The sequence below is a fragment of the Mesorhizobium sp. B2-5-4 genome (assembly GCF_006441095.1).
GTDB classification, from domain to species: domain Bacteria; phylum Pseudomonadota; class Alphaproteobacteria; order Rhizobiales; family Rhizobiaceae; genus Mesorhizobium; species Mesorhizobium salmacidum.
The window spans coordinates 26,386-45,297 of sequence record NZ_VFUR01000021.1 but is presented as its reverse complement, the minus strand read 5'-3'; the positions used below and the strand labels follow the sequence as shown (position 1 = coordinate 45,297).

At 65.0% G+C, this 18,912-nt stretch carries 20 protein-coding genes; 7 read left to right on the top strand and 13 right to left on the bottom strand.

All coding sequences use genetic code 11. From position 1 onward, the window contains the following. Positions 1–566 precede the first annotated feature (566 nt). A complete protein-coding gene (locus FJ492_RS23025; RefSeq protein ID WP_140713962.1) occupies positions 567–1,202 on the top strand; it encodes a GcrA family cell cycle regulator in 636 nt (211 codons plus the stop codon). A 115-nt stretch (positions 1,203–1,317) separates the two neighbouring features. Here FJ492_RS23025 and FJ492_RS23020 read toward each other — a convergent pair whose 3' ends face one another. Both FJ492_RS23020 and FJ492_RS23015 read right to left on the bottom strand, forming a co-directional pair. Continuing rightward, positions 1,318–1,680, bottom strand: coding sequence for a DUF982 domain-containing protein (locus FJ492_RS23020; protein WP_140508530.1), 363 nt, complete (start codon positions 1,678–1,680; stop codon positions 1,318–1,320). Between the two features lie 39 nt (positions 1,681–1,719). Beyond that, positions 1,720–2,001 (bottom strand): DUF982 domain-containing protein, encoded by a 282-nt coding sequence (locus FJ492_RS23015; protein ID WP_140713960.1) that lies wholly within the window; start codon positions 1,999–2,001, stop codon positions 1,720–1,722. Positions 2,002–2,093: 92 nt separating this feature from the next. Here FJ492_RS23015 and FJ492_RS23010 point away from each other — a divergent pair, with 92 nt between their 5' ends. The 3 genes from FJ492_RS23010 to FJ492_RS23000 all read left to right on the top strand — a co-directional run bounded on the left by FJ492_RS23010 (position 2,094) and on the right by FJ492_RS23000 (position 3,655). Beyond that, complete coding sequence (locus tag FJ492_RS23010; protein WP_140713958.1) at positions 2,094–2,756, top strand: DUF1376 domain-containing protein; 663 nt, start codon at positions 2,094–2,096, stop codon at positions 2,754–2,756. Next, entirely contained in the window at positions 2,677–2,982 is a 306-nt protein-coding gene (locus FJ492_RS23005) for a hypothetical protein (RefSeq protein WP_140713956.1), read from the top strand. Before FJ492_RS23010 ends, FJ492_RS23005 begins: the two co-directional genes overlap by 80 nt. Before the next feature lie 79 nt (positions 2,983–3,061). After that, complete coding sequence (locus FJ492_RS23000) at positions 3,062–3,655, top strand: DUF6456 domain-containing protein (protein WP_140713954.1); 594 nt, start codon at positions 3,062–3,064, stop codon at positions 3,653–3,655. 83 nt (positions 3,656–3,738) lie between these two features. Here FJ492_RS23000 and FJ492_RS22995 read toward each other — a convergent pair whose 3' ends face one another. Next, positions 3,739–4,095, bottom strand: coding sequence for a hypothetical protein (locus FJ492_RS22995; protein ID WP_140508535.1), 357 nt, complete (start codon positions 4,093–4,095; stop codon positions 3,739–3,741). Positions 4,096–4,209: 114 nt separating this feature from the next. After that, a complete protein-coding gene (locus FJ492_RS22990; protein WP_140508536.1) occupies positions 4,210–4,812 on the bottom strand; it encodes a TetR/AcrR family transcriptional regulator in 603 nt (200 codons plus the stop codon). A gap of 154 nt (positions 4,813–4,966) precedes the next feature. On the opposite strand from FJ492_RS22990, the gene FJ492_RS22985 reads away from it, so the two are divergent. Continuing rightward, positions 4,967–5,968: an NADP-dependent oxidoreductase gene (locus FJ492_RS22985; protein ID WP_140508537.1), complete on the top strand. Its 1,002-nt coding sequence runs from the start codon at positions 4,967–4,969 to the stop codon at positions 5,966–5,968. A gap of 55 nt (positions 5,969–6,023) precedes the next feature. Here FJ492_RS22985 and FJ492_RS22980 read toward each other — a convergent pair whose 3' ends face one another. From FJ492_RS22980 to FJ492_RS22950, 7 genes are all read right to left on the bottom strand, one after another. Continuing rightward, positions 6,024–6,689, bottom strand: a complete 666-nt coding sequence (locus tag FJ492_RS22980; RefSeq protein ID WP_140508538.1) for a GntR family transcriptional regulator — start codon at positions 6,687–6,689, stop codon at positions 6,024–6,026. 409 nt (positions 6,690–7,098) lie between these two features. Beyond that, positions 7,099–7,476, bottom strand: a complete 378-nt coding sequence (locus FJ492_RS22975; RefSeq protein WP_140713952.1) for a hypothetical protein — start codon at positions 7,474–7,476, stop codon at positions 7,099–7,101. 197 nt (positions 7,477–7,673) lie between these two features. After that, on the bottom strand, positions 7,674–8,705 hold the full coding sequence (locus tag FJ492_RS22970) for a hydroxyacid dehydrogenase (RefSeq protein ID WP_140508551.1): 1,032 nt from the start codon (positions 8,703–8,705) through the stop codon (positions 7,674–7,676). 344 nt (positions 8,706–9,049) lie between these two features. Beyond that, entirely contained in the window at positions 9,050–9,277 is a 228-nt protein-coding gene (locus FJ492_RS22965; RefSeq protein ID WP_246672727.1) for a hypothetical protein, read from the bottom strand. Positions 9,278–9,310: 33 nt separating this feature from the next. After that, entirely contained in the window at positions 9,311–9,514 is a 204-nt protein-coding gene (locus tag FJ492_RS22960) for a hypothetical protein (RefSeq protein WP_140508552.1), read from the bottom strand. Positions 9,515–9,717: 203 nt separating this feature from the next. Next, on the bottom strand, positions 9,718–10,917 hold the full coding sequence (locus tag FJ492_RS22955) for an NAD(P)/FAD-dependent oxidoreductase (protein WP_246676097.1): 1,200 nt from the start codon (positions 10,915–10,917) through the stop codon (positions 9,718–9,720). Between the two features lie 107 nt (positions 10,918–11,024). Then, positions 11,025–12,548, bottom strand: coding sequence for a formyl transferase (locus FJ492_RS22950; RefSeq protein ID WP_140772419.1), 1,524 nt, complete (start codon positions 12,546–12,548; stop codon positions 11,025–11,027). Between the two features lie 283 nt (positions 12,549–12,831). On the opposite strand from FJ492_RS22950, the gene FJ492_RS22945 reads away from it, so the two are divergent. Beyond that, positions 12,832–14,979, top strand: coding sequence for a Wzz/FepE/Etk N-terminal domain-containing protein (locus tag FJ492_RS22945; RefSeq protein WP_246676093.1), 2,148 nt, complete (start codon positions 12,832–12,834; stop codon positions 14,977–14,979). A 1-nt stretch (position 14,980) separates the two neighbouring features. Beyond that, positions 14,981–16,327, top strand: a complete 1,347-nt coding sequence (locus FJ492_RS22940) for a VpsF family polysaccharide biosynthesis protein (RefSeq protein WP_140772416.1) — start codon at positions 14,981–14,983, stop codon at positions 16,325–16,327. Positions 16,328–16,335: 8 nt separating this feature from the next. Here FJ492_RS22940 and FJ492_RS22935 read toward each other — a convergent pair whose 3' ends face one another. Both FJ492_RS22935 and FJ492_RS22930 read right to left on the bottom strand, forming a co-directional pair. After that, the gene (locus FJ492_RS22935; RefSeq protein WP_140772414.1) at positions 16,336–17,598 is read right to left on the bottom strand and encodes a cellulase family glycosylhydrolase; all 1,263 of its coding nucleotides are present in this window, start codon (positions 17,596–17,598) and stop codon (positions 16,336–16,338) included. After that, entirely contained in the window at positions 17,595–18,764 is a 1,170-nt protein-coding gene (locus tag FJ492_RS22930; protein WP_140772412.1) for a DUF1972 domain-containing protein, read from the bottom strand. The genes FJ492_RS22935 and FJ492_RS22930 overlap by 4 nt, the downstream gene beginning before the upstream one ends. Positions 18,765–18,912 lie beyond the last annotated feature (148 nt).

Here is an 18,912-nt window from a genome sequence, read left to right as displayed (position 1 = left end):
TTTCGTCCATGAAAGAATGGCTTGCATCAATTTTTGAGTTATGCTTATATCACCTCATGCAAAAGCTCAATCCCCTTAGAGTCGACAGCGCCTCCAGCCCGGCCTTGCCGGGCTGCCCTTTCTCTTCCGCCCCGGCCGCCTCCTCCCCGGCCGGGGCGAAGCGCGAAGCCGATTGCCTTGGTGCATCGGCCTCGCGTCCGGTCCGCCCGTCACTGGCGGCCGGAACGGCCGGAGCCGCCGCTCCCCGCGGCTCCGGCCCGCCATTCGACCCATTCGACCCGGCCGCGGGTTGTTCCCTGATCCGCACCCAGGACGGCACCGTCATCCCTGACGAGCCGACGACGGGCAGGGCGGTCTCAGCCCCTGACGGGGACATGGCGCGGGCGCGGTTTGCGCACCTCGCCGCCCCGGCCGACCGGCGGGGCTGACAGCAGCCCTTCCACGGCAATCCCAGCGGCCGACAGGCCAGACCAAGCCCGGCAGCGCCCATCGCGTCTGCGGGCGAACCCGACGCTTGCCTGACGGTGCCGTGCGCGGCGGCCGCTGGCCGCGCAATGGAGACGGACATGGCAGGCTACAGCGACAGCGAATTGCAGGCGATTGCCGCCTGGCTGAAGGATGGGCTTTCGGCATCGAGGATCGCGGCCGCGTTCAGCGCACAGCGTGGCGCGCGCGTATCGCGCAACGCCATTATCGGCATCGTCCACCGCAACGTCATGCTGGGCGCGATCGGCTTTGCCAATGGCAAGGGCCTGCCGGCGTCCCGTACGGCGACGGCCAAGACAGCGCGCCGCGCCGCCAAGGCGGAAACCGCAATCGAACGTGCCGGCGCCGCGCTGCAGCCGCCCAAACCCGCCATGCGGCCGAAGCGGGCTCCTTCGCCTGTCCGGCCACGGCTTTTCCAACGCGAGGCGGGCGTGCTGATCGCCGATGGGGAAACCTACCGTTTCAAGGTACCCGCACCGCCACGTAGTCCCATCGGCCGACAGCCGCATGGCGTGGCCATGCGCTTCATCGACTGCCTGTTCAGCCGCTGCCGAGCGCCGCTCGACCTGTCGCTGGAGGAAGACCCTCAAAATGGTGCGCCCGGCGGGCGGCCGGGCCAGGACATGCTGTGCTGCGGCATGCGCACCAGGGCGATGAAAAGCTACTGCACCTATCATCAGGCGCGCTTCCAGCGCCGTGTTTGCGAAGCCGGTTGAAGCTTGGTCCCTACTTCCAGTTTACGGGGAGAAAGTCGCTCCTGCGTGCCGTCGCCAGTCCCGATCGCCGCGAAATATTGGGAGAATTGCTTTGAACAGCTATCGCGGCGCACCGCTATTTCGGTATCTGGCGGCCCTGCTTGGGCAGGCGGCTCTGCACCGTTCGTTGCTCCAGCACCGTCGCCGGGCCGCCGCCGGCAACCAGGATGCCGGCAACGCGAGCAAAGCCGGTGAACACTTTTATCGCATCGGACTGCGAGATCTGCGCCGCGATGGCCGCGCTGCAGGCGTTGAGCGCGCTGCGATAGACGTGGCCCCGCCGCTCGATCGGCCAACGCTGCAGGAAATCGGCGGCATCGCTGACGTTTTCGATCTCCTCGACATGTCCGTCCAGGGACACTTTGAGCGGTACTCCGGTTTTCATTGTACCCACGGCGTTCACCTCCGGTCCAGGCGAGGCATTCAAGCCGACGCTCATAAACGCACAAGGCCGGCAAGCGGTTGCATCGCCGCCCTCTCAGGGGCTCGCCGCGGCGTCGAGCCACTCATGCGCGCGGCTTCTTGGCTTGGCTACCAATATGCCTTGTTGCCTTGCCGCCTCTCGAAAGGCCTCGAAGGCGGGGCGCGGGCAGCAAGCACCCTCGACCGCGAGCCGGATGAGCCGAGCTGCCTCGAGATAGGCCGGCGCGGTCTTGTCGGGCCATTGGTGACGAAGCGCCGTTGCCGCATCGGCCACCGAGCCGACCAGCATGGTCTTGTTGTCGCAAAAACGCAGGGTCACCGGCATGAAAGCCGTCATGGGCGGTCCTCCCGTTCGCAGGAACGCGTCATAACGTGCGGACCGGCGGCTGGTTCCATCAGCGCGGCTGGAAGCACGGCGTGGAGCGCGGCATGAGCGAACGGCCGTTCATGCAGCTCTACGTCTCTGATTTCGTCGGCGACACGCTGCAGCTCTCCACCGAGCAGATCGGCGCCTACATGCTGCTGCTGATGGCAATGTGGAATGCCGGCGGCGGCTTGCCCGACGATGACGCCAGGCTGGCGCGCGTGGCGCGGCTGCCGTTGAAACGATGGCGGGCGATCAGCGCCGAGCTGCTGGCCTTCTTCGAGCGCGAGAGCGGCGAGATCGGCCACAAAAGGCTGACGAAGGAGCTGACCAAGGCGCGGCTCAAGAGCGAGGCGAGGGCGGCCGCCGGCGCGCGCGGCGGAGCCGCCACCGCCTTGAAAACAAAGGCGCATGCCGGGGCAAATGCCGATGTTTTGATGCGGCATTCTCCAGAATCCAGAAACCAGATGGAAAAAGCTCCCGCTTTTTCAGCGCGCGAGGCGCGCGAAAGACCGGGGATTTCGATCGGGGACCGTGAGACGGCTTCGGGATCGCGCGGCCCGGGCCGGCCCAAAAAACCGCCGGGCTGGATCAGACCGAAAACCCACAGCGACGCCGCCAACGCCATCATCGAGGAGATCCGCGGATATGACCACGGCCGAACTGCAGCAGGCGACGAAGGCGCTGGCGGCAATGTTCTCCTGCTTCCCGCAATCCACCCTGACTGATGTCGAGATGCAGCTGCGCGGCTATCTCGGGGCCGTCAGCGATGCCGAGCTGGGCGACCTCAAGGCCGCCATCCAGCGCTTCGTGCGCGGCGAGGTGAAGAGCGGCAACGCGCAGTTCTGCCCTTCGAGCGCGCAGCTCTGCATCGAAGTGCGCGAGCGGCGCTTGATGCGGGAGCTGCTGGCGCGGCGCGGCGTGGAGGCGGCTGCAAAGCTGGCGAAGCGATGAGGAGTTTCGATCGACAGGTCGGCGCGAAGGATCGCGACCTTCCAAGGAAACACACCCGACCCCAACAGGAGCCACATCCATGCCCAAGAAAACCAAAGCCGCCAGGCCGCAGGCGCCGAAACTGCCGAAGGGCGAGGCCGAGCAGGTGCGTATCCGCCGCGAGGTCGGCCATGATTTCGCGCTGAAGGACGATGCCTTCGGCCGCAAGCGGCTGACATCAGGCACGGCCGAGGCGCGGCGCGTCTACGAGGTGTCGAATGACGGCCACACTTCCACCGGCGGCATCGTACGGGTGCGCAATGTCGACCCGCTCCTGGGCATCACCTCGCTGTCGCGCCAGCAGCGCGAGGCCGGCCTGCGCTACCGCGAGCATTTCCAGTCCAGCCAGCGGGCTGATATCAAGCCGATGCGCTGGACGGAGCGCGTCGACGGCGGTCGCATCGGCGGCGGCATCGCCGACAGCGTGCTCAACGCCGGCCGCGCGCATGCCGCCGCGACACGGGCGCTCGGGCATTGGGACGTGGCGGCGATCGTGCAGAAAGTCGTGTGCCTGGAACAGCCGGTGAAGACCGTGGCCGAGCAGAATGGCGAAGGACGCGACGTGGTGGCGAAGCTGCTGAAGGTAGGGCTCGACCTGCTGGCCGTGCATTATGGGATGATAATGGGGCGGTAGCGTGGTCCAACACCGCCGAATGCTTCTGCGACGACTATGATTGATCCGGCCGACGGCATGCCGGCCAGATCAATTTTGAGCGGTCAATAGCGGCAGACACGCACCCTTTCGATGATCCGGTGGTGATGACGCCAGTGCTTCACCACCTCGGTGTGGCAGCGACGACTGTGCATGCCGAAATACCGCGTGTGCATGCCGTAATAGCGCGGCCGATAGCCGTCATCGTATATGTTGTAACGGTAGTGGGGACGGCCGTAATAGGGGCCATAGTCGGAGTAGTCGCGGTAATAGTCCCCATAATAGTCGCGATGTCTGGGAACGTAATAATCGTCATCATAGCCGTTCCCGATGCCGAGCGTGATGCTAGCGGCATTTGCCGGGGCCATCACCGCCACCGCCGAAGCAACCGCGATCACGGAAGCGAGCAAGAGTTTCTTCATGACAACCTCCTCTTTCAAGGTGTGTCTAATAAACGCTGAGGTCGCAGCCCTGTTCCCATAAATCGCTGAATCGATGGTTCGAGCAGCGCTCCCTCTCTGTTTTCGCGGCGATGGTTACGCGGTCTCTGCCGGCTCCTGCCCGGCGTCCCCGCGCGGCTGCGCCATCGACCGTGCCGCACCCGCTCCGGCCGCCAGGATGCGATCCGACAGGTCCCCACCCTCCACCGCGCGGGCCAGTTGAAGCGCGCCGATGAGCGTCGCGAAGATACCGAATGCCACCGCTTCCGGATCGTTTGTATGCGGCGGGAGAGCGGCCGACACCTGGCGCACCAAAGTCATCAAGCGTTCGGTGTAGCGTTGTCGCGTTTCCTGCTGCTCCCGCGCGATTTCCGGCAACAGGGCGGCGGAAGCGCAGCCCGTGCCCGGATTGTCGCGGTGTTGCGCCGACAGATAGGCGTCTATGGCCGTTGCCAGGCCGCCGGAGGCCAGCGCCTGCGCGATCTGACCCGACTGACCCTCCAGCGCCGCCGCCACGCATTCCCGGACCAGTGCCGCCTTGGAGGGAAAGTGCGGATAGAAGGCGCCGTTGGTCAGCCCGGCGTCGCTCATGATGCTTGCCAGTCCCGAGGCGGCGATGCCGTCGTCCCGGAACCGCTGTGTGGCGACCTCCATGATCCGGCTGCGCGATGCGTCCTTCCGGCCCTTTTCGTACCGCATGTCCTGTCCTTCCCAAACCTCTATTGCATTATGATCATAATCTGATATTACGAACATAATTCAACGCATGGAAGAAAGCTAGCCCTGACGGGCTCTGGAGCATCAAAATGAAAACGCATTCCGGAAAGACGGCGATCGTGAAAGAGCGAATATGATGAAAGCCTTTGTCGCCGACAAATATGCGAAGAAGAGCGCCTTGCGGCTCGCAGAGATGCCGATGCCCGAAATTAAGGACAATGATGTCCTGGTCGAGGTCCACGCCGCCGGCGTGAACCTTCTGGATTCCAAACTCCGGGACGGGGAGTTCAAACTCATTGTGCCTTATCGGCCGCCCTTCGTCCTTGGCCACGACGTGGCCGGCATTGTCGTGCGGGCCGGATCGAAGGTCCGCAAGTTCAAAGCCGGCGACGAAATCTGTGCACGGCCGCGCGACGGCCGGATCGGGACATTCGCCGAATTCATCGCCATGGATGAGGCCGACGTTGCCCTGAAGCCGAAAAACCTCAGCATGGAGGAGGCCGCTTCCATTCCCCTGGTTGGTCTGACCGCCTGGCAGGTGCTGGTCGAAAGGGCAGGGCTGAGGAAAGGCCAGAAGGTCTTTATCCAGGCCGGCTCCGGCGGGGTGGGCACGTTTGCCATCCAACTGGCGAAGCATCTCGGCGCGACGGTTGCGACAACGGCGAGCGCGGCGAACATGGGCCTGGTGAAAAGTCTCGGCGCCGATGTCGTCGTCGACTATCGGAAGGACGATTTCGAGAAGGTCCTGCAGGGCTACGACGTCGTCGTGAACAGCCAAGATGCCAAGACGCTCGAAAAATCACTGCGCGTGCTGAAGCCGGGCGGCAAGCTGATATCAATTTCAGGTCCGCCGGATCCCGGGTTCGCCAGGAAGCAAGGCCTCAACGTCGTGCTGAAGCTGGTGGTGCGGCTGCTTAGTCTCGGCATACGCCGCAGGGCCAAACGCGCCGGTGTGAACTATTCCTTCCTGTTCATGTGGGCGCAGGGCGACCAGCTGAGCCGGATCACGTCGCTCATCGAAACCGGCGTCATACGTCCCGTCATGGACCGGACTTTTCCGTTCGAACAGACCAACGAGGCCTTGGCCTATGTCGAAACGGGGCGTGCCAAGGGCAAGGTGGTCGTGAAGGTCAGATAGGGAGGGCCGGCAGGATCCAGTCTTGCGATGACGCCCGGTTCGCCAGCCGGCGTCGCTAGCTCGCAGGCGCCGCTTCGACCTCCTGGAGATAAAAAACCTTGCTCGGCTGCAGATGGTCGACGCAGAGCTGCGCCAGCACCCAATTGTCGCTGCGTTTCAGCGCCTCGATCATCATCAGGTGGTGCTGGCGCGAGATGTCGAGCTTGTCCCGGTCGGCCAGCGAATTGGCCCGCACCGGCAGGCTGAGGCGCATATAGTGCTCGATCGAGGACACCAGATAGGCATTGCCGCAGGCCGAGAACATGGTGAGGTGGAAACGGTCATTGGCCTCGTGAATGCCTCTGAGATAGCCGGCGTCGACATGGGCGCTGTAGACGTGGTGGATCTCGGTCAATTCCGCGATCAGCGCGTCGCTCGCCGGCAGGCGGATCATCAGCGCGGCCTGGCGCTGCAGCATCTCGCGCACCTCGTAGATCTGGCGGACCTCCTCGGGCGCGAGCCGGCGCACCATGGCGCCCTTGTTGCGCTCGCGCGTGGCGACGCCGAGCCTTTCCAACTGGTAGAGGGCCTGGCGGATGGTGTGGCGCGAGACCGGGAAACGGGCCAGAAGCACGTCCTCGACCAGGCGCGTGCCGGGCGCCAGCCGGCCGAAGATGATGTCTTCCTCCAGCGCGTGGACGATATCGGCTTCCTTGCCGCCATAGTCGACCGTGTTGAGCATCGCGACCCTCTTGTTGGTCCGGCCAATGAGGATTGACCCCGGCCAATTTCTCATTGGCCGCAAGCCACTCTAGAGCATTTCCGGCGAAAACAGGATGCCCCATCAGTTTGTTCGCTGTTTGCGGGCCGACAGGGAAAGGCCCGCCACCGACGCGACTCGTGACGGGCCTTCTGGAGTACGCCGGGCTTCCCACCGCCCGGCCATTTGCAAAACCTGCCGGCGGCGCGATCGTTCCATCACAACAGGAAGCTTACCCCCGGGGAACGGGCCTTGCGGATCGTCTAAACTTCCCTGCACCAGGTCGCAGCATCTCGTCCATCAAGCTTCAGCTCTTGGACATGCTTTCGATTCAGACAAGGTGCAGGTACCCGTGACCGCCGACAATTTCTCACGCTTCGAAAACGTCGGCTTATTTGTGAATGAGCCATTCTATCAAGCCGGTCTCGACCCGCTCGCAGCCGGTAAACTCGGACACCAGGTTTTTGGCCAGATCGCGCCATTGACACTCGGGCAGGTTCGCTTCCCTGACCAAATCTCGAAATACAGCGCGGAGAATGTCGGCATCGAACGCGGAGACGGCAACGGGAGCCGCGTCTTCCCAGGCTTGGGCGGTGTCATCGCGATGGCGTCGGCGAAGCCGTTCCAGAAGCTCGCGTGATTGCGCGATCGCGCGCCGGGAATGGTCCAAATCGCGGCGAAAGGCGGCTTTTCCAGCAATGGAACGATGCCGTAACAGGAAGCTGGCTTCGATAGCTGCCTGCGCCATGTCTATATGGCTTTCAACCATCGCTACCTCCCTCAGGACTAACTTACTCCTCCGAAGGGGTATCTCAAAGGGGATTCAACGTACGATTTGGTACGAGGGGGAAGCTCGGCGGAGTATTGAACGGACCGGCCCGAACAGCGCAGGCGTGCGCAGCGGCGACGCCCGCTTTGGTCGGGTGTAATGTCGCGACGACCATGTCAGCCCCTGGGCGACATGCGTCAGTTCCTGTCCGACGGCTTCGAGCGCATCCTCGACACTGTCTCGCGCTCGGCGCGTTTGGAGCGCAGCGGCGGCAGGCCGCGATCGATCAGGTCCATGTCTTCCAGCACCATGTCACCCATGCGCTTGAAGGCGATGTCGAGGGCGCCGGCGCGGTGGGCGGAGCGCAGGAAGCCGGGCAGCGTGCGCACGGGATGGTCGCTCGCCAGCGGCTCTTCGGGGAAGACGTCGCTGGCGGCGAGGATATGGCCGCTCTTCACCGCCGTCATCAAGGCGGGGAAGTCGACCACGCCGGCACGGCTGAGCAGGATGAAGGCAGCGCCATTGCGCATGCTGGCGAAAGCATCGGCGCCCAGAAAGCCCTGGTTCTCCGAGGTCACCGAGGCGACGACGAAAACGAAGTCGCTTTGCGACAGCACCTCGTCCAGCGAGGCCGGCTCGACGCCATTTTCCCTCAGTATCGACGGCGGCAGCCAGGGGTCGAACACCTTCGTGCGGGTGCGGAAGCCCGACAGCAGGCGGTTGAGCGCGCGGCCGAGATCGCCGAAGCCGATGATGCCGACATCGGCGCCCGAAAGCAGCCGCGCCGTCTGGTTGCCATCGCCCCCCCATAGTTCCTGCCCCTGGCGGAAAGCGAGGTCGGCATCGACGATGCCGCGGGCAAGGTTGAGCGCCATGGCCAGGCCGAGTTCGGCCACCGGCTCGGCGAAGACCAGGCCCGTCGTGACGACATGGATGCCGCGCGAAAACAGCGTTTCATACGGCATGTTGTCGAGGAGATTGCTCTCGACATTGAAGACGCAGCGCAGCGCCTTCATCGCTTCAAGCGTCTCCGGCGAGATCGGCGGTTGGCCGACGATGTAGCGGGCCTCGGCCAGCACCTCGGCCGGCAGTCGCGCCACGCCGTCCGGCGTCGTCTCGACGATGCGGTAACGCGCCTTGAGCCGCGCCAGCTGCGGCGGCGTGAAGATCAGCTCGAGCGTGCGCGGCTCGGGCGCGCTGATGACCAGCGGCAAGGCGGTCTCTGACATGGCAAGCTCCTCCCGAAACGGCTTGTGGCGCTTTCTCGGTCCTAAATCTATCCCGGACTAGCGGATTTAAAAGCACGGTAGACCGATTTGCTCGGCGCAGGAGCGTTTCGCTCAAAATCAGACAGCCGTCCCGGCACGATTGACATTGCGGCAAAGCCGGTCTTCTCTGCGGTGTCCAACAAGGGGGAATAGCTGATGAAGAAATACGAGAAGCCAAGCTGGCGGAAGCGCGAACGGCTTTCGGCCGTCACTGCCGCCGTTGTAGTTTCGGTAACGCTGACCTGAAGGCATTCGCTTGCCGTCACAAAGGCGCGACCCGTCGCGCCGTTTGCTTTGGCACGCCATCACCCCCGCGGCTTCGGCGGTGCGGGCTTCTGTTCCTCGCCGCTTGGCTCGGCGGACAGCCGCTGCTTGCGAAGGCGGGCCGTCTTTGCGTCGCGGGCCTGCCGTTCGGCGTCGAGGATGATCCGCGACTCGCGATCCGCTCTCTCAAGCTTTTTCTTGTCGACCAATCGGGCCACTTCGTTCTCCGGCGGCATGTCGCATTCCATAAAACCAATCGTGTGCGGCAAGGTTCCGCCGGATGCCGGCTGCGAGCGATCGCGTCAGGATTTTGCCTGGCCTGATCGCTCGGCGCGATGACCGGTCTGCCAGCTGGTGAGTTGGCGCTCGGCCTCGGATATGGTCACGCTCATCAAGCCGTCAAATTCGGCCATGGCTTCCATGTGCCCATGATCAATGATGGATTTGCGAAGGATGCGCATCGCCAGAATGGCATCCTGCAACGCTCGGTCGATGTTCTTGACCATGACAGGATCTCCTGCGGGCATAACCTGTCTGCGCGCCGCTGGTTCCGGCTGAACGGCACTGGATTTGCCTTTTTTCAGCGCTATGTGATTGCCCTGGGGAAGCGCTCCGGCGCTTCCGCCGCAAGGGAGGGACAAGGTAGAGGTGCTGTCCTTGGGACAGCACCAGGGAAGCGCCTTCTGGACGATAGAGGGCGGGAGGTCCCTCACGCCATGCCCGGCTCCCGCCGCAGTCTCAAATGGCGCACTTTGCGGCCGATGATCAGCAGCCGGCGTGCCATGTTGTTGCGCAGGCGCCGCGCGCGCCATTCCAGTCCGGTTTCGGTGGTGATCCGCTTGGCATATACGCTCACACGCATGCCTGCCTCATCGGAAGCTACCTTGACCGGATCGTCATAGAAGGCGCCGATCTTGTCAGCCGCCATGCCTGGTGTTTCCAGCCAGCGTGGAATGTGGACGGAATGGAGCTGATCGACGTCGATCATGACCCGCCCTATGCCGACGCCCGGCGTCGGGCATGTCGTACAGAACGCGTCGCCAATGAAGACGACCCCGTCGCGACGGTGGCCTTGCGTCGTGGTCAGATTGACCTGCCGGACCTCGACGGGACTTGCGACAGCGAAGTTGCCGCATTGCGCCGATATTTCGGGCATCAGCTCGCAAAGCATCTTTTGCGGATCGGCCCGGAAATCCCTCGTCCATTGATCGGCCACGGTGCGATAGACGAACATGTTGGCCCGCATCTTGTCGCCGAGAGGGAAGATGGTGATGTAGGCTACGCGGTCGCTGGCCCGCCTGCCGTAGCAGGTGACGGCCCGAAAGCCGCAGTCGAGCTGTGAGACGGCGAGGTCGAAACCCATCGACAGCGAATGGGCTTTCGATTGCTCGATGCGTTCGACGCCGATGGCGCGCCGCACCGCTTCGCCGTAGCCGGTGGCGACCACCAGCAGGCGGGCAATGATGACGCTGCCGTCGCTCAGCACCAGGCGCTGCCGGTCCGGTCCGGTCGAGACCTCGACGACCTTGCCGATCGTTAGCGGCACTTGCGGGGGGAGGGCGTCACGAAGCCCGTTGATCAGCGCGCCATAGGAAAATGCGTATTCCGGCCTGCGCTCACGCGCGAACAGCTGGCCGAGGCGGAAGACGTGAATGTCGTCAAACGGTGTGACGAGATGCATGATCGTTTTGTCTAGGCCGAGCTTCTCGAACAGCCGTATCTGGTCGGTACCGATTTTCTCGGCCCGGAACTCGTCGTGATGGATCCGGTGCGGGTCGATCAGCGCCACCTTGCGGCCGGCTTTTCCCAAGGCGGTGGCCAGCGTGGTGCCGGCCATTCCGGCGCCAACGATCGCCACGTCGACTTCGGCCGGGACAGCCTCGACGGTGGTCATCTCGCTGCCCTTCATGCCAGTCACCTTTTGTCTCCACAAAGTGTGGTGGAAAATATCTTCCGGGCCGTATCAACCTCAAGCAACCAGCGCGGGTGGCTGGTAGTAGCAAATGTTTAGGTTAACTACGGTCGCCGCTTCTGTTTCCAGCGCGGCGCGATCGCCGAGCCATCGATGAACTCCAGGCCGCCTGCCTCGTTGAGCGTGTGCAGCTTGCGCCCGCTCCATAGCGCGCCAGAGGTTAAGATCGTCTCGACACGCTGGTCCATGCCGTTCAAATCAAGGTGAGTGACGCGTGCGATGCCAAGGGCGCCGCCGTAGCTCCTGCGGCAGTCCTGCACCGGGCGCAGCAACTGGCCGCCGCGCTCCACCATGCGTCCGGCCGGCCGCGCCGAGGCGATATCGATCAGCACCGGATTCTTGGGATGCGGCGTCCAGGGGCCGCGAAAGTCCGGCGCCGACCACAGATGCAGCGCGTCGGAGAAAGCGCCGCCTCCGTCCCGGGCGGTGCCTTCACCGTCCCGGACGGTGGCAAACATCCACCACGAGCCGCCATGCTCGACCAAGGTGGCGTCGCTGGCGACGATATCGGACAGCAGCGTCGCTTCCTTGACCCATCCGCCGGGGAAGGCGGTGGCGCGGTAGAGATCCACCGTGCGGTTGGCGCAGCTTTCCGGCACCATCCAGACCTCGCCGTCACGCTCGAAGACGAACGGGTAGGACAGGTGGTAGGGCAGGTCGAGCACCGGCTCCGGGCGGCCGATCGGCCCCGACGGGCCGAACGGCACGGCGGAGATGATGGCTCGGCCCAGACGGTGGATATAGTCCTCGACGAACAGGATTACCTGTCCCTGGTAAAGGATCGGGAACGGATCGGCGTAGAAGCGGCTGCCGTCGTCGGGCAGCTCTTGCCAACCCGATGCCGGATGCGCGCGCAGGTCGAACAGATCCCGCCCTCCGGTCTCGCGCCAGCCGACCTTCCAGTGCGGAGCATTGTAGCAGAGATGGTAGATCTTCTGGACGACGCGCCGCGCCAGCGCCTTGCCCGCCCTGACGCCGAGCTTGCCGGCCGAGGGCAGCGACGGCGCACCCCTACCGTCCATCGGCTCGGGCAGGACGGGCAGGGCGCCGCGTGCGGCACCCGTCACCGCCGCCAGGATCAGGCTTGCCGTGCGCGCCAGCATGTCTTGGAAGGCGGCAAGCGCGATGCCGCCATATTCGGTGCCCAGGCGTCCTTCGGCGACGACGGCACCATTCTCCTCGACGCGGGCCAGCGGGGTCCGGCCATCGAGGATCGACGCCAGCAGGGCGGCTTCGCCGCCGGCGCCGTCATAGGTCACACGCCAGACGCGTGTTCCCTCCACTTGCACGTCGCCGCAGAGGTCGAGCACGAGGTCCGGCGAGACGGGCGTCCGCGTTTGGAAGGGTGCCAGCGCCGACAGCGGCAGGCGCTTGGCCAACCCATCCGCGGGCAAGCCGTGGATGACCGTTTCAAGCTGGAACAGCGCGGCGATGCTGCCTGGAATGCCGCTCCCGGCCGGGCGTGCGTCGACGCTGACCTCGACATCGGCGAGCGCGGCCAGGCGCTGCAGCAGCAGCAGGTGAAAAGCACGGAGGCAGTCGCTGTCCAGGCGCAGGCTGACCTGCATGTCGCACCCCTAGAATTCTGATGTTCGGTAACGGCCGGTGTTCGATTTTTGGGCACGATAGGTGGGCGACGGTCGGACTGGAGGGAGATGTTGCTCCATTTCCATTCGTTTCCCGCTCGCTTGCGCCCTGTCAACACGGCCCGCGCTTTTGCTACGCAAACTCCATGCCAAAAATCAGAAGAGCTCCCAACATAATTAATAGTGTTTTAACAGTTGGAGTAATAGCTAGGCTGAAGCCGCAATTTAGTCTTTTGAGGCATATGGAGTGTTGTCGGAGCGACCTTTGCAATCATCCCTGCTCTCGTTGCCGCAACAACAAGCTCCGCAGGCGATGCAATACGCGCCGGAGCCACCTCCGGCCGCGTCGTATCCGTCCTCGTCCGTCGAGCTGGGTGACCTGAAGCGTATATTGGTGCGCCGCCGTTTCCTGATCCTCGCCACAGCCGCACTGCTGACCCTTACAGCGCTGCTCTATGGACTGTTCACGCCGGCGCTCTACAGCTCGATGGCGGAGATCATCGTCGATCCGCAAGACCTGCAGGTGGTCACCAACGACGTCAATCCGAGCCGGGTTCCGCCCGATGGCGGCATCACCATGGTGGAAAGCCAGGTTGCCGTCGTCCAGTCGAGCGGCGTGCTGCTCAGGGCTATCGCGGCGACCAACCTGACCGAGGATCCGGAATTCAACGGACAAGGTGGGTTGTTGAGCCGTTTGCTCGGCGGCGTGCTAGGCTCGGAGTCGACCGAGACGGACAAGACGGGCGAAACCGACAAGACGGGGACGACGCTCGATGCACTGCGCCGGCGGCTGGCGGTCAAGCGGGCCGACAAGGTGCTGGTCCTCGACGTGATCGTCACCGCCAAGAGCGCCGACAAGGCGGCGAAGCTCGCCAATGCCATCGCGCAGGCCTACCTGGCCGACCAGGCCGCGGCGCGCGCGAAGATGGCCACGGACGCTTCCGACTCGATCACCGCGCGGCTGGAAGAGCAGCGCAAGCGCGTCCAGCGGGCCGAGAATGCGGTCGAGGCCTACAAGTCCGCCAACAACATGGTGATGGCCGCGGGCAATCTGGTCAGCGACCAGGAACTGACCGAGATCAACACGCAGCTAGCGGCCGCCCAGAGCCGCACCGCGACGCTGAAGGCGCAGGTCGACCAGTTGCGCCGGTCCGGCGGCGCACCGGACGCGACCTCGGAAGCGATGCGATCGGCGGTGATTTCGAGCCTGCGGGCACAGGAGGCGACGCTTGTCGACCAGGTCTCGCAGCTCGGCACGGAACTCGGGCCGCGCCATCCCTCGATGATGGCGGCCCAGCAGCAATTGCGCGACACGCGCGCGCTCATCGCGCGCGAACTCGGCCGCATCGGCGCCGCCGCCGAAACCGACTATGAGCGGGCACTGGCCAACCAGCAGGCGCTGGAGGCCAAGGTCGCGGGCATGAAGAGCAAGTCGCTCGACACCGACCAGGCCTCGGTCAAGCTGCGCGAACTGCAGCGCGATCTCGAGGCGGTGCGCTCGGTCTACGCCACCTACCTGCAGCGGGCGCAGGAAACGCGCGAACAGGTGAATGTCGACAGCACCAATGCGCGCATCATCTCCGACGCCATGCCGGCCTTGAAGAAGAGCTGGCCGCCGCTGTTGCTGCTGGTATTCGGCGCGTTCTTCGGCGGGCTGGGGCTCGGCACCGGCATGGCGCTGATCGCGGAATATTCATCGCCGACGGTGCTTTCCAGCGCGCAGATGCAATCGGCGATCGACGCGCCCGTGGTGGGCGTGCTGCCGGCAAAATCGGCGCGCCGCCGCTGGTGGCCTTTCGGCGGCGCCCCCGCGCAGGCCGGACAGAAGATGGACGCCGTCGCCGGCCTGGCGTTGAGGCGCCTGTTCTCCTCCAGCCGGCGTCCGCCGGACTGGCCGCTGGTGCCGTCCATCCTGCTGACGTCGGCACCGGACGACGCAGCGCAACGGGGCCGGGTGGCGCGCCTGCTGGCCAACGCTGCGGCTGCCAGGGGCAGCCGTGTCCTGTTCATCGACACCAATGCCGGCAAGGGCCACAAGGAACCGCAGCCCGGCCTGCTCGACGTGCTGCGCGGCGAATATGCCTTCGAGGCGCTGAGCCAATACGTGCCCGGCAGCAACGTCGCGGTTCTCGGCAAGGGGCGGCCAAAGGCTGCCTTCTCCGAGGCGCAGGGCGTCTATTACACGCAGCACATGCTGGCCCAGGCGAGCCGCAATTTCGAACTCGTCATCGTCGACGGCGGCGCGCTGGCCGACAATCTCAACGCCTCGCCGCTGGTCGCCATGGTCGACGAGATCGTGCTTGTCGCCACGCTGAACGCGACGCCGATGCGCGATGTCACGGCGGCCTCGCAAGCCATTTCCGTCATGGGGCGGTTGCCGACCGGCGCCTTGCTGGTCGACGAGGCGGCCTGACATGTCTGCCATTCGGGGTGCCGCCCGGTCCGCCACTCCGGCAGCCGGCTGGGCCAGCCAGGGTCATGCAGCGACCGCGCGCCGCACCGGCAATTCACTCGACTGGGTGACCGGCTATGGCCTGGTTGCGGTGGTGGCGTTGCTGTTCAGCATCTCGGGCGGCATGCTGTGGCTGGTGGGCTACAATTACGACGGGCTGACCGGCAATCCGGCGACCAAGATCCACCCTTCCACCTATCTGCTCGTGCTGATGTTTGCCTGGCGCGCCTGCACGTTCGGCAACCCGGTCGGCTACACGCTGGCCATCGCCGACAGGCGGCCGGCGAGCGCGCTGCTGGCCGTCATGTCGATCATGCTGCTGGTCATCGTCATCATCAGGCAGCGCCCCGGCATGGCCGGCATGATCGACACGTTCGTGGCGCCGGCGCTGCTGGTGATGATGCTGGCTGAGGCGGATGAAAAGATATTCGCCCGCATGCAAACGGTGGTGCACGCGGTGATGACGGTGAACGCGCTGCTGGCGCTGTTTGAGTTCGCCACCAAGACGCTGGTCTTTCCCTACCGGCTCGACGGCGTGGTGTTCATGAGCGACCTGCGCTCGACGGCGCTTCAGGGGCATCCGCTGTCCAACGCCACGATCACCGCGGTATACGTGCTAGCGCTGCTTTCGGGTTCGCGATCGCTGTCCATGCCGCCGCGGCTAGGGCTGATCGGCCTGCAATGCGCGGCGCTGGTCGTGTTCGGCGGGCGCTCGGCGATGGTGACGACGATCGCGCTCGGCGGCATCTATCTGCTTTTCAGCGGCGTCGCTTATCTGCGGCGAGGACGCATCAGCCTGCCGGGTGCCGCCCTTGCGGTCATGCTCGCCTCGCTGCTGCCAGTCGTGCTCGCCATGCTGTTCTCCTACGGCTTCTTCGACGCGCTGCTGGAACGCTTCGTGTCGGACAGCGGCAGCGCCAATGCCCGCGTCGAAATGTTCGAGCTCTTCAAGCATTTCGAACTGCGCGACCTGATCATCGGGCCCGATATCGATCTCATCGAAAACCTGCGCCGCATCAACGGCCTCGAACAGGGCATCGAGAACCCGATCATCCGCCTGCTCCTCTATCAGGGCGCCTTCTTCACCCTGCTGTTGTTTCTGGGCTTCGCACTGTTCATGCACGAAGTGGCGCGCCGCTGCCATCCCGGCATCTGGTTGACGATGCTGGGCTGGCTGATCCTGCTCAACACCTCCGAAAGCCTGGCGTCCAAGACGACGCTGATGACCAAGTTCGTGGTGATCGCGCTGGCGCTGTACCGGCCGGTGAGGGTGGGGGTACGACGCCCAGCGCAAGCGCCGCGAGCGTAGCGCTCTCTCTACTCCGGCATCCTCAGCCCGAGCGCATCCACCATCGCAGGGTCGAGCGCCCGCGTCGTGTCGTCCATCATGCCCATGCCGTCGAAGAGGTCCCAGAAGGCCCAGGGAAAGCCTGATGCCTCGGCGCTCTGCCTGACATCTGATATGTAGCGGGCGCGGTCGGGGTTCGGGGCGGCGACGTAGCGGGCGTCGGTGCGCAGCGCGCCGAATTCGCCCATGATGACGCGCTGCGGCGCGATGCCGTGGCTGTCGGCCCAATCGCGCGCCTGGCTCAGATATCTGTCGATGAACCAGCGGTCGGGCCTGGCGTCGAAATAGACCTTCAGCACGCGTTCGGTCTCGGCATAGGCGGCCTGCTTGTCCGCTTCGGAGGTCTTGGTGTCCTGAGCCATGCGCGCCCTGACAGAGGCCAGCGTTTGTTCGAGCGAACCGGCGGAGGCCGGCCATGGCACGTTGTTGAGCGCGCGGTAGACGGGCTCGCGCATCCAGGGCGCGCCCTGATGGCTGAACAGATAGGGTTCGTAGAAATGGAAGGTGAAGAGGATCGGCTCGAAGGCCGCCAGCGGTTCCGGATCGAGCGCGGCGAGCCCGCTCACCATCGAGCCGCAGCCGCCGGTGACGACAAGCGGCAAGGTCCGGGATGATGCCCTGGCCGCCGTCAAAAGGGCCGCCTGAACCTTCGACCAGACATTGGAGGAGCAGGATTGCGGCGGCTCGTTGACGGGTTCCAGCGCCACCATGTCCTGTGCGAACCGCTGCAGCCTGCCGGCAAGCGTGCCGACCAGCGCGCGATAGGCTTCGAATTCCGGCGCGGCGGTGCTGGAGACCATGTGGTCGGGAGTCCAGTAATGGGTGGCGCCGTTGGCCTGCACGTTGACGATGATGCCCAGACCGGCATCGATGACGGCCGCCACGGCATCGTCCAGCATCGTCAGCAATTTTGCACGCGTGGCGGCGTCGGCGGCCAGGAACGGGCCGGGATCGACGGGCAGGCGGATGAAATCGAGCCCGGTCTGACGCAGCCGGCGAAGGTCGTCCGGTGTCGGCACCGGCCGCTGCGACTGGAAGGGCGGCCAGTCATAATCGGTGCGCGGCGCCGGAAATTCGCGTGTCAGCGCGAACCAGGGCCAGGCATTGACGCCGCGGCGAAAGCGCCATTCGCCAGTGGCGGCCAGCGCGGGCGTCGAAAGCGCCGCGGTGCCGGGCACCAGCGCCGTCGACAGCGCGGTCCTCAGCAGCCGCCGTCGCGACCAACCCGTCATACGGCGCCGGGCGAGGGGCGATCGACCGGCATGGCCGCAGCGGCGGGCACGCCCAGAAGCCGATAGGCTTCGCTTTCATAGGCAAGCAGGACGTCGTCCCAGCGAAAGGCTTCGTTGGCGCGGGCCCTCGCGGCCTCGCCACAGGTCCTGACCAGGGCGTCATCTTCCATCGCCTGCCGCATCCGCTCAGCGCAGCTCCGCGCGTCGGTGAAATAGATGGCGGCCGCACCCGCGGTCCATCGGTTGTAGGGGTTGTCGTGGGCGATCACCATATTGCCGGCGGCCAGCGCCTCGACCAGCGACGGGTTGGTGCCGCCGACCGTGTGGCCATGCAAATAGGCGCGCGCGTGAAAACGCAGCGCCTTCACCGCCGCCTGATCGTAGATGGCGCCGGGCAGCACCACCGAGGCGTTCGCCGCCTTGCGAACGGCGACATGATAAGGGATCTGGTCCGAAAGCGTGCCCAGAACCACCAGCTTCATGTCGCGCTTCTGGCTGCAGAAGGCCTCGACGATGGGCAGGATGTTGTTGTCGGGCTCGATGCGCGCGATCGAGATCAGATATTTGCCGGGCTCGAGGCCGAGCGCGCGCACCGGCGCCGCCGGTGCCGATGTCACGGGGTCGGCGCCATAGGTGATGGTGGCTATGGCGCTGCGCGGCCGGCGCGTCGCCAGGTGTTCCGCGATCACGGGGTGGTCGGCGACCAGACGGTGCGAGGCCCAGGCGCCGATCCACTCGTTGAGCCAGAACCATGTGCGCGCCGCCACACCCCATTTGGGCCGGCGCCACTCGATGCCGTCCATGTTGGTGATGATCTTGCGCCGCATCAGCCTCAGCCAGGTCAGGAAGACCGCGCCATTATAGCCGAGCACCAGGCAGACACCGGGCCGACGGGCAGCGTCGAGCACGCATTGCCAGTCGAATTCCAGCGTCGCGCGCGGGCCCTTCGAGGCGACCTGGACATGGATGAGCTCGATGCCTTTCCAGGTGTCGACGCGCACCCTCTGGTCGACCCGCTCGACTTCATCCTGGCAGTAGACGCCGACCTTCCAGCCGCGCCCGGCAAGAAACAGCGCCACCTTCTCGGCGAATGTTTCAAAGCCGCCATGGGCAGCGGGAATGCCGCGCGTCCCGAGGATCAGGATGGTGGGCGTTTCCGGTTTCATGGCTGGTGGCGCTTTCAAATCCGCTCGCTCCGCAATGCGCGGGCCGTCTCGTCTGGAAACCACAGTCCAGCGATATCCATGCCAGACTCAGTTCCGCCCATTATGGCCCCGGGATGTAAAATATTTCTTCCAGCGGCCGGAGTTGTTT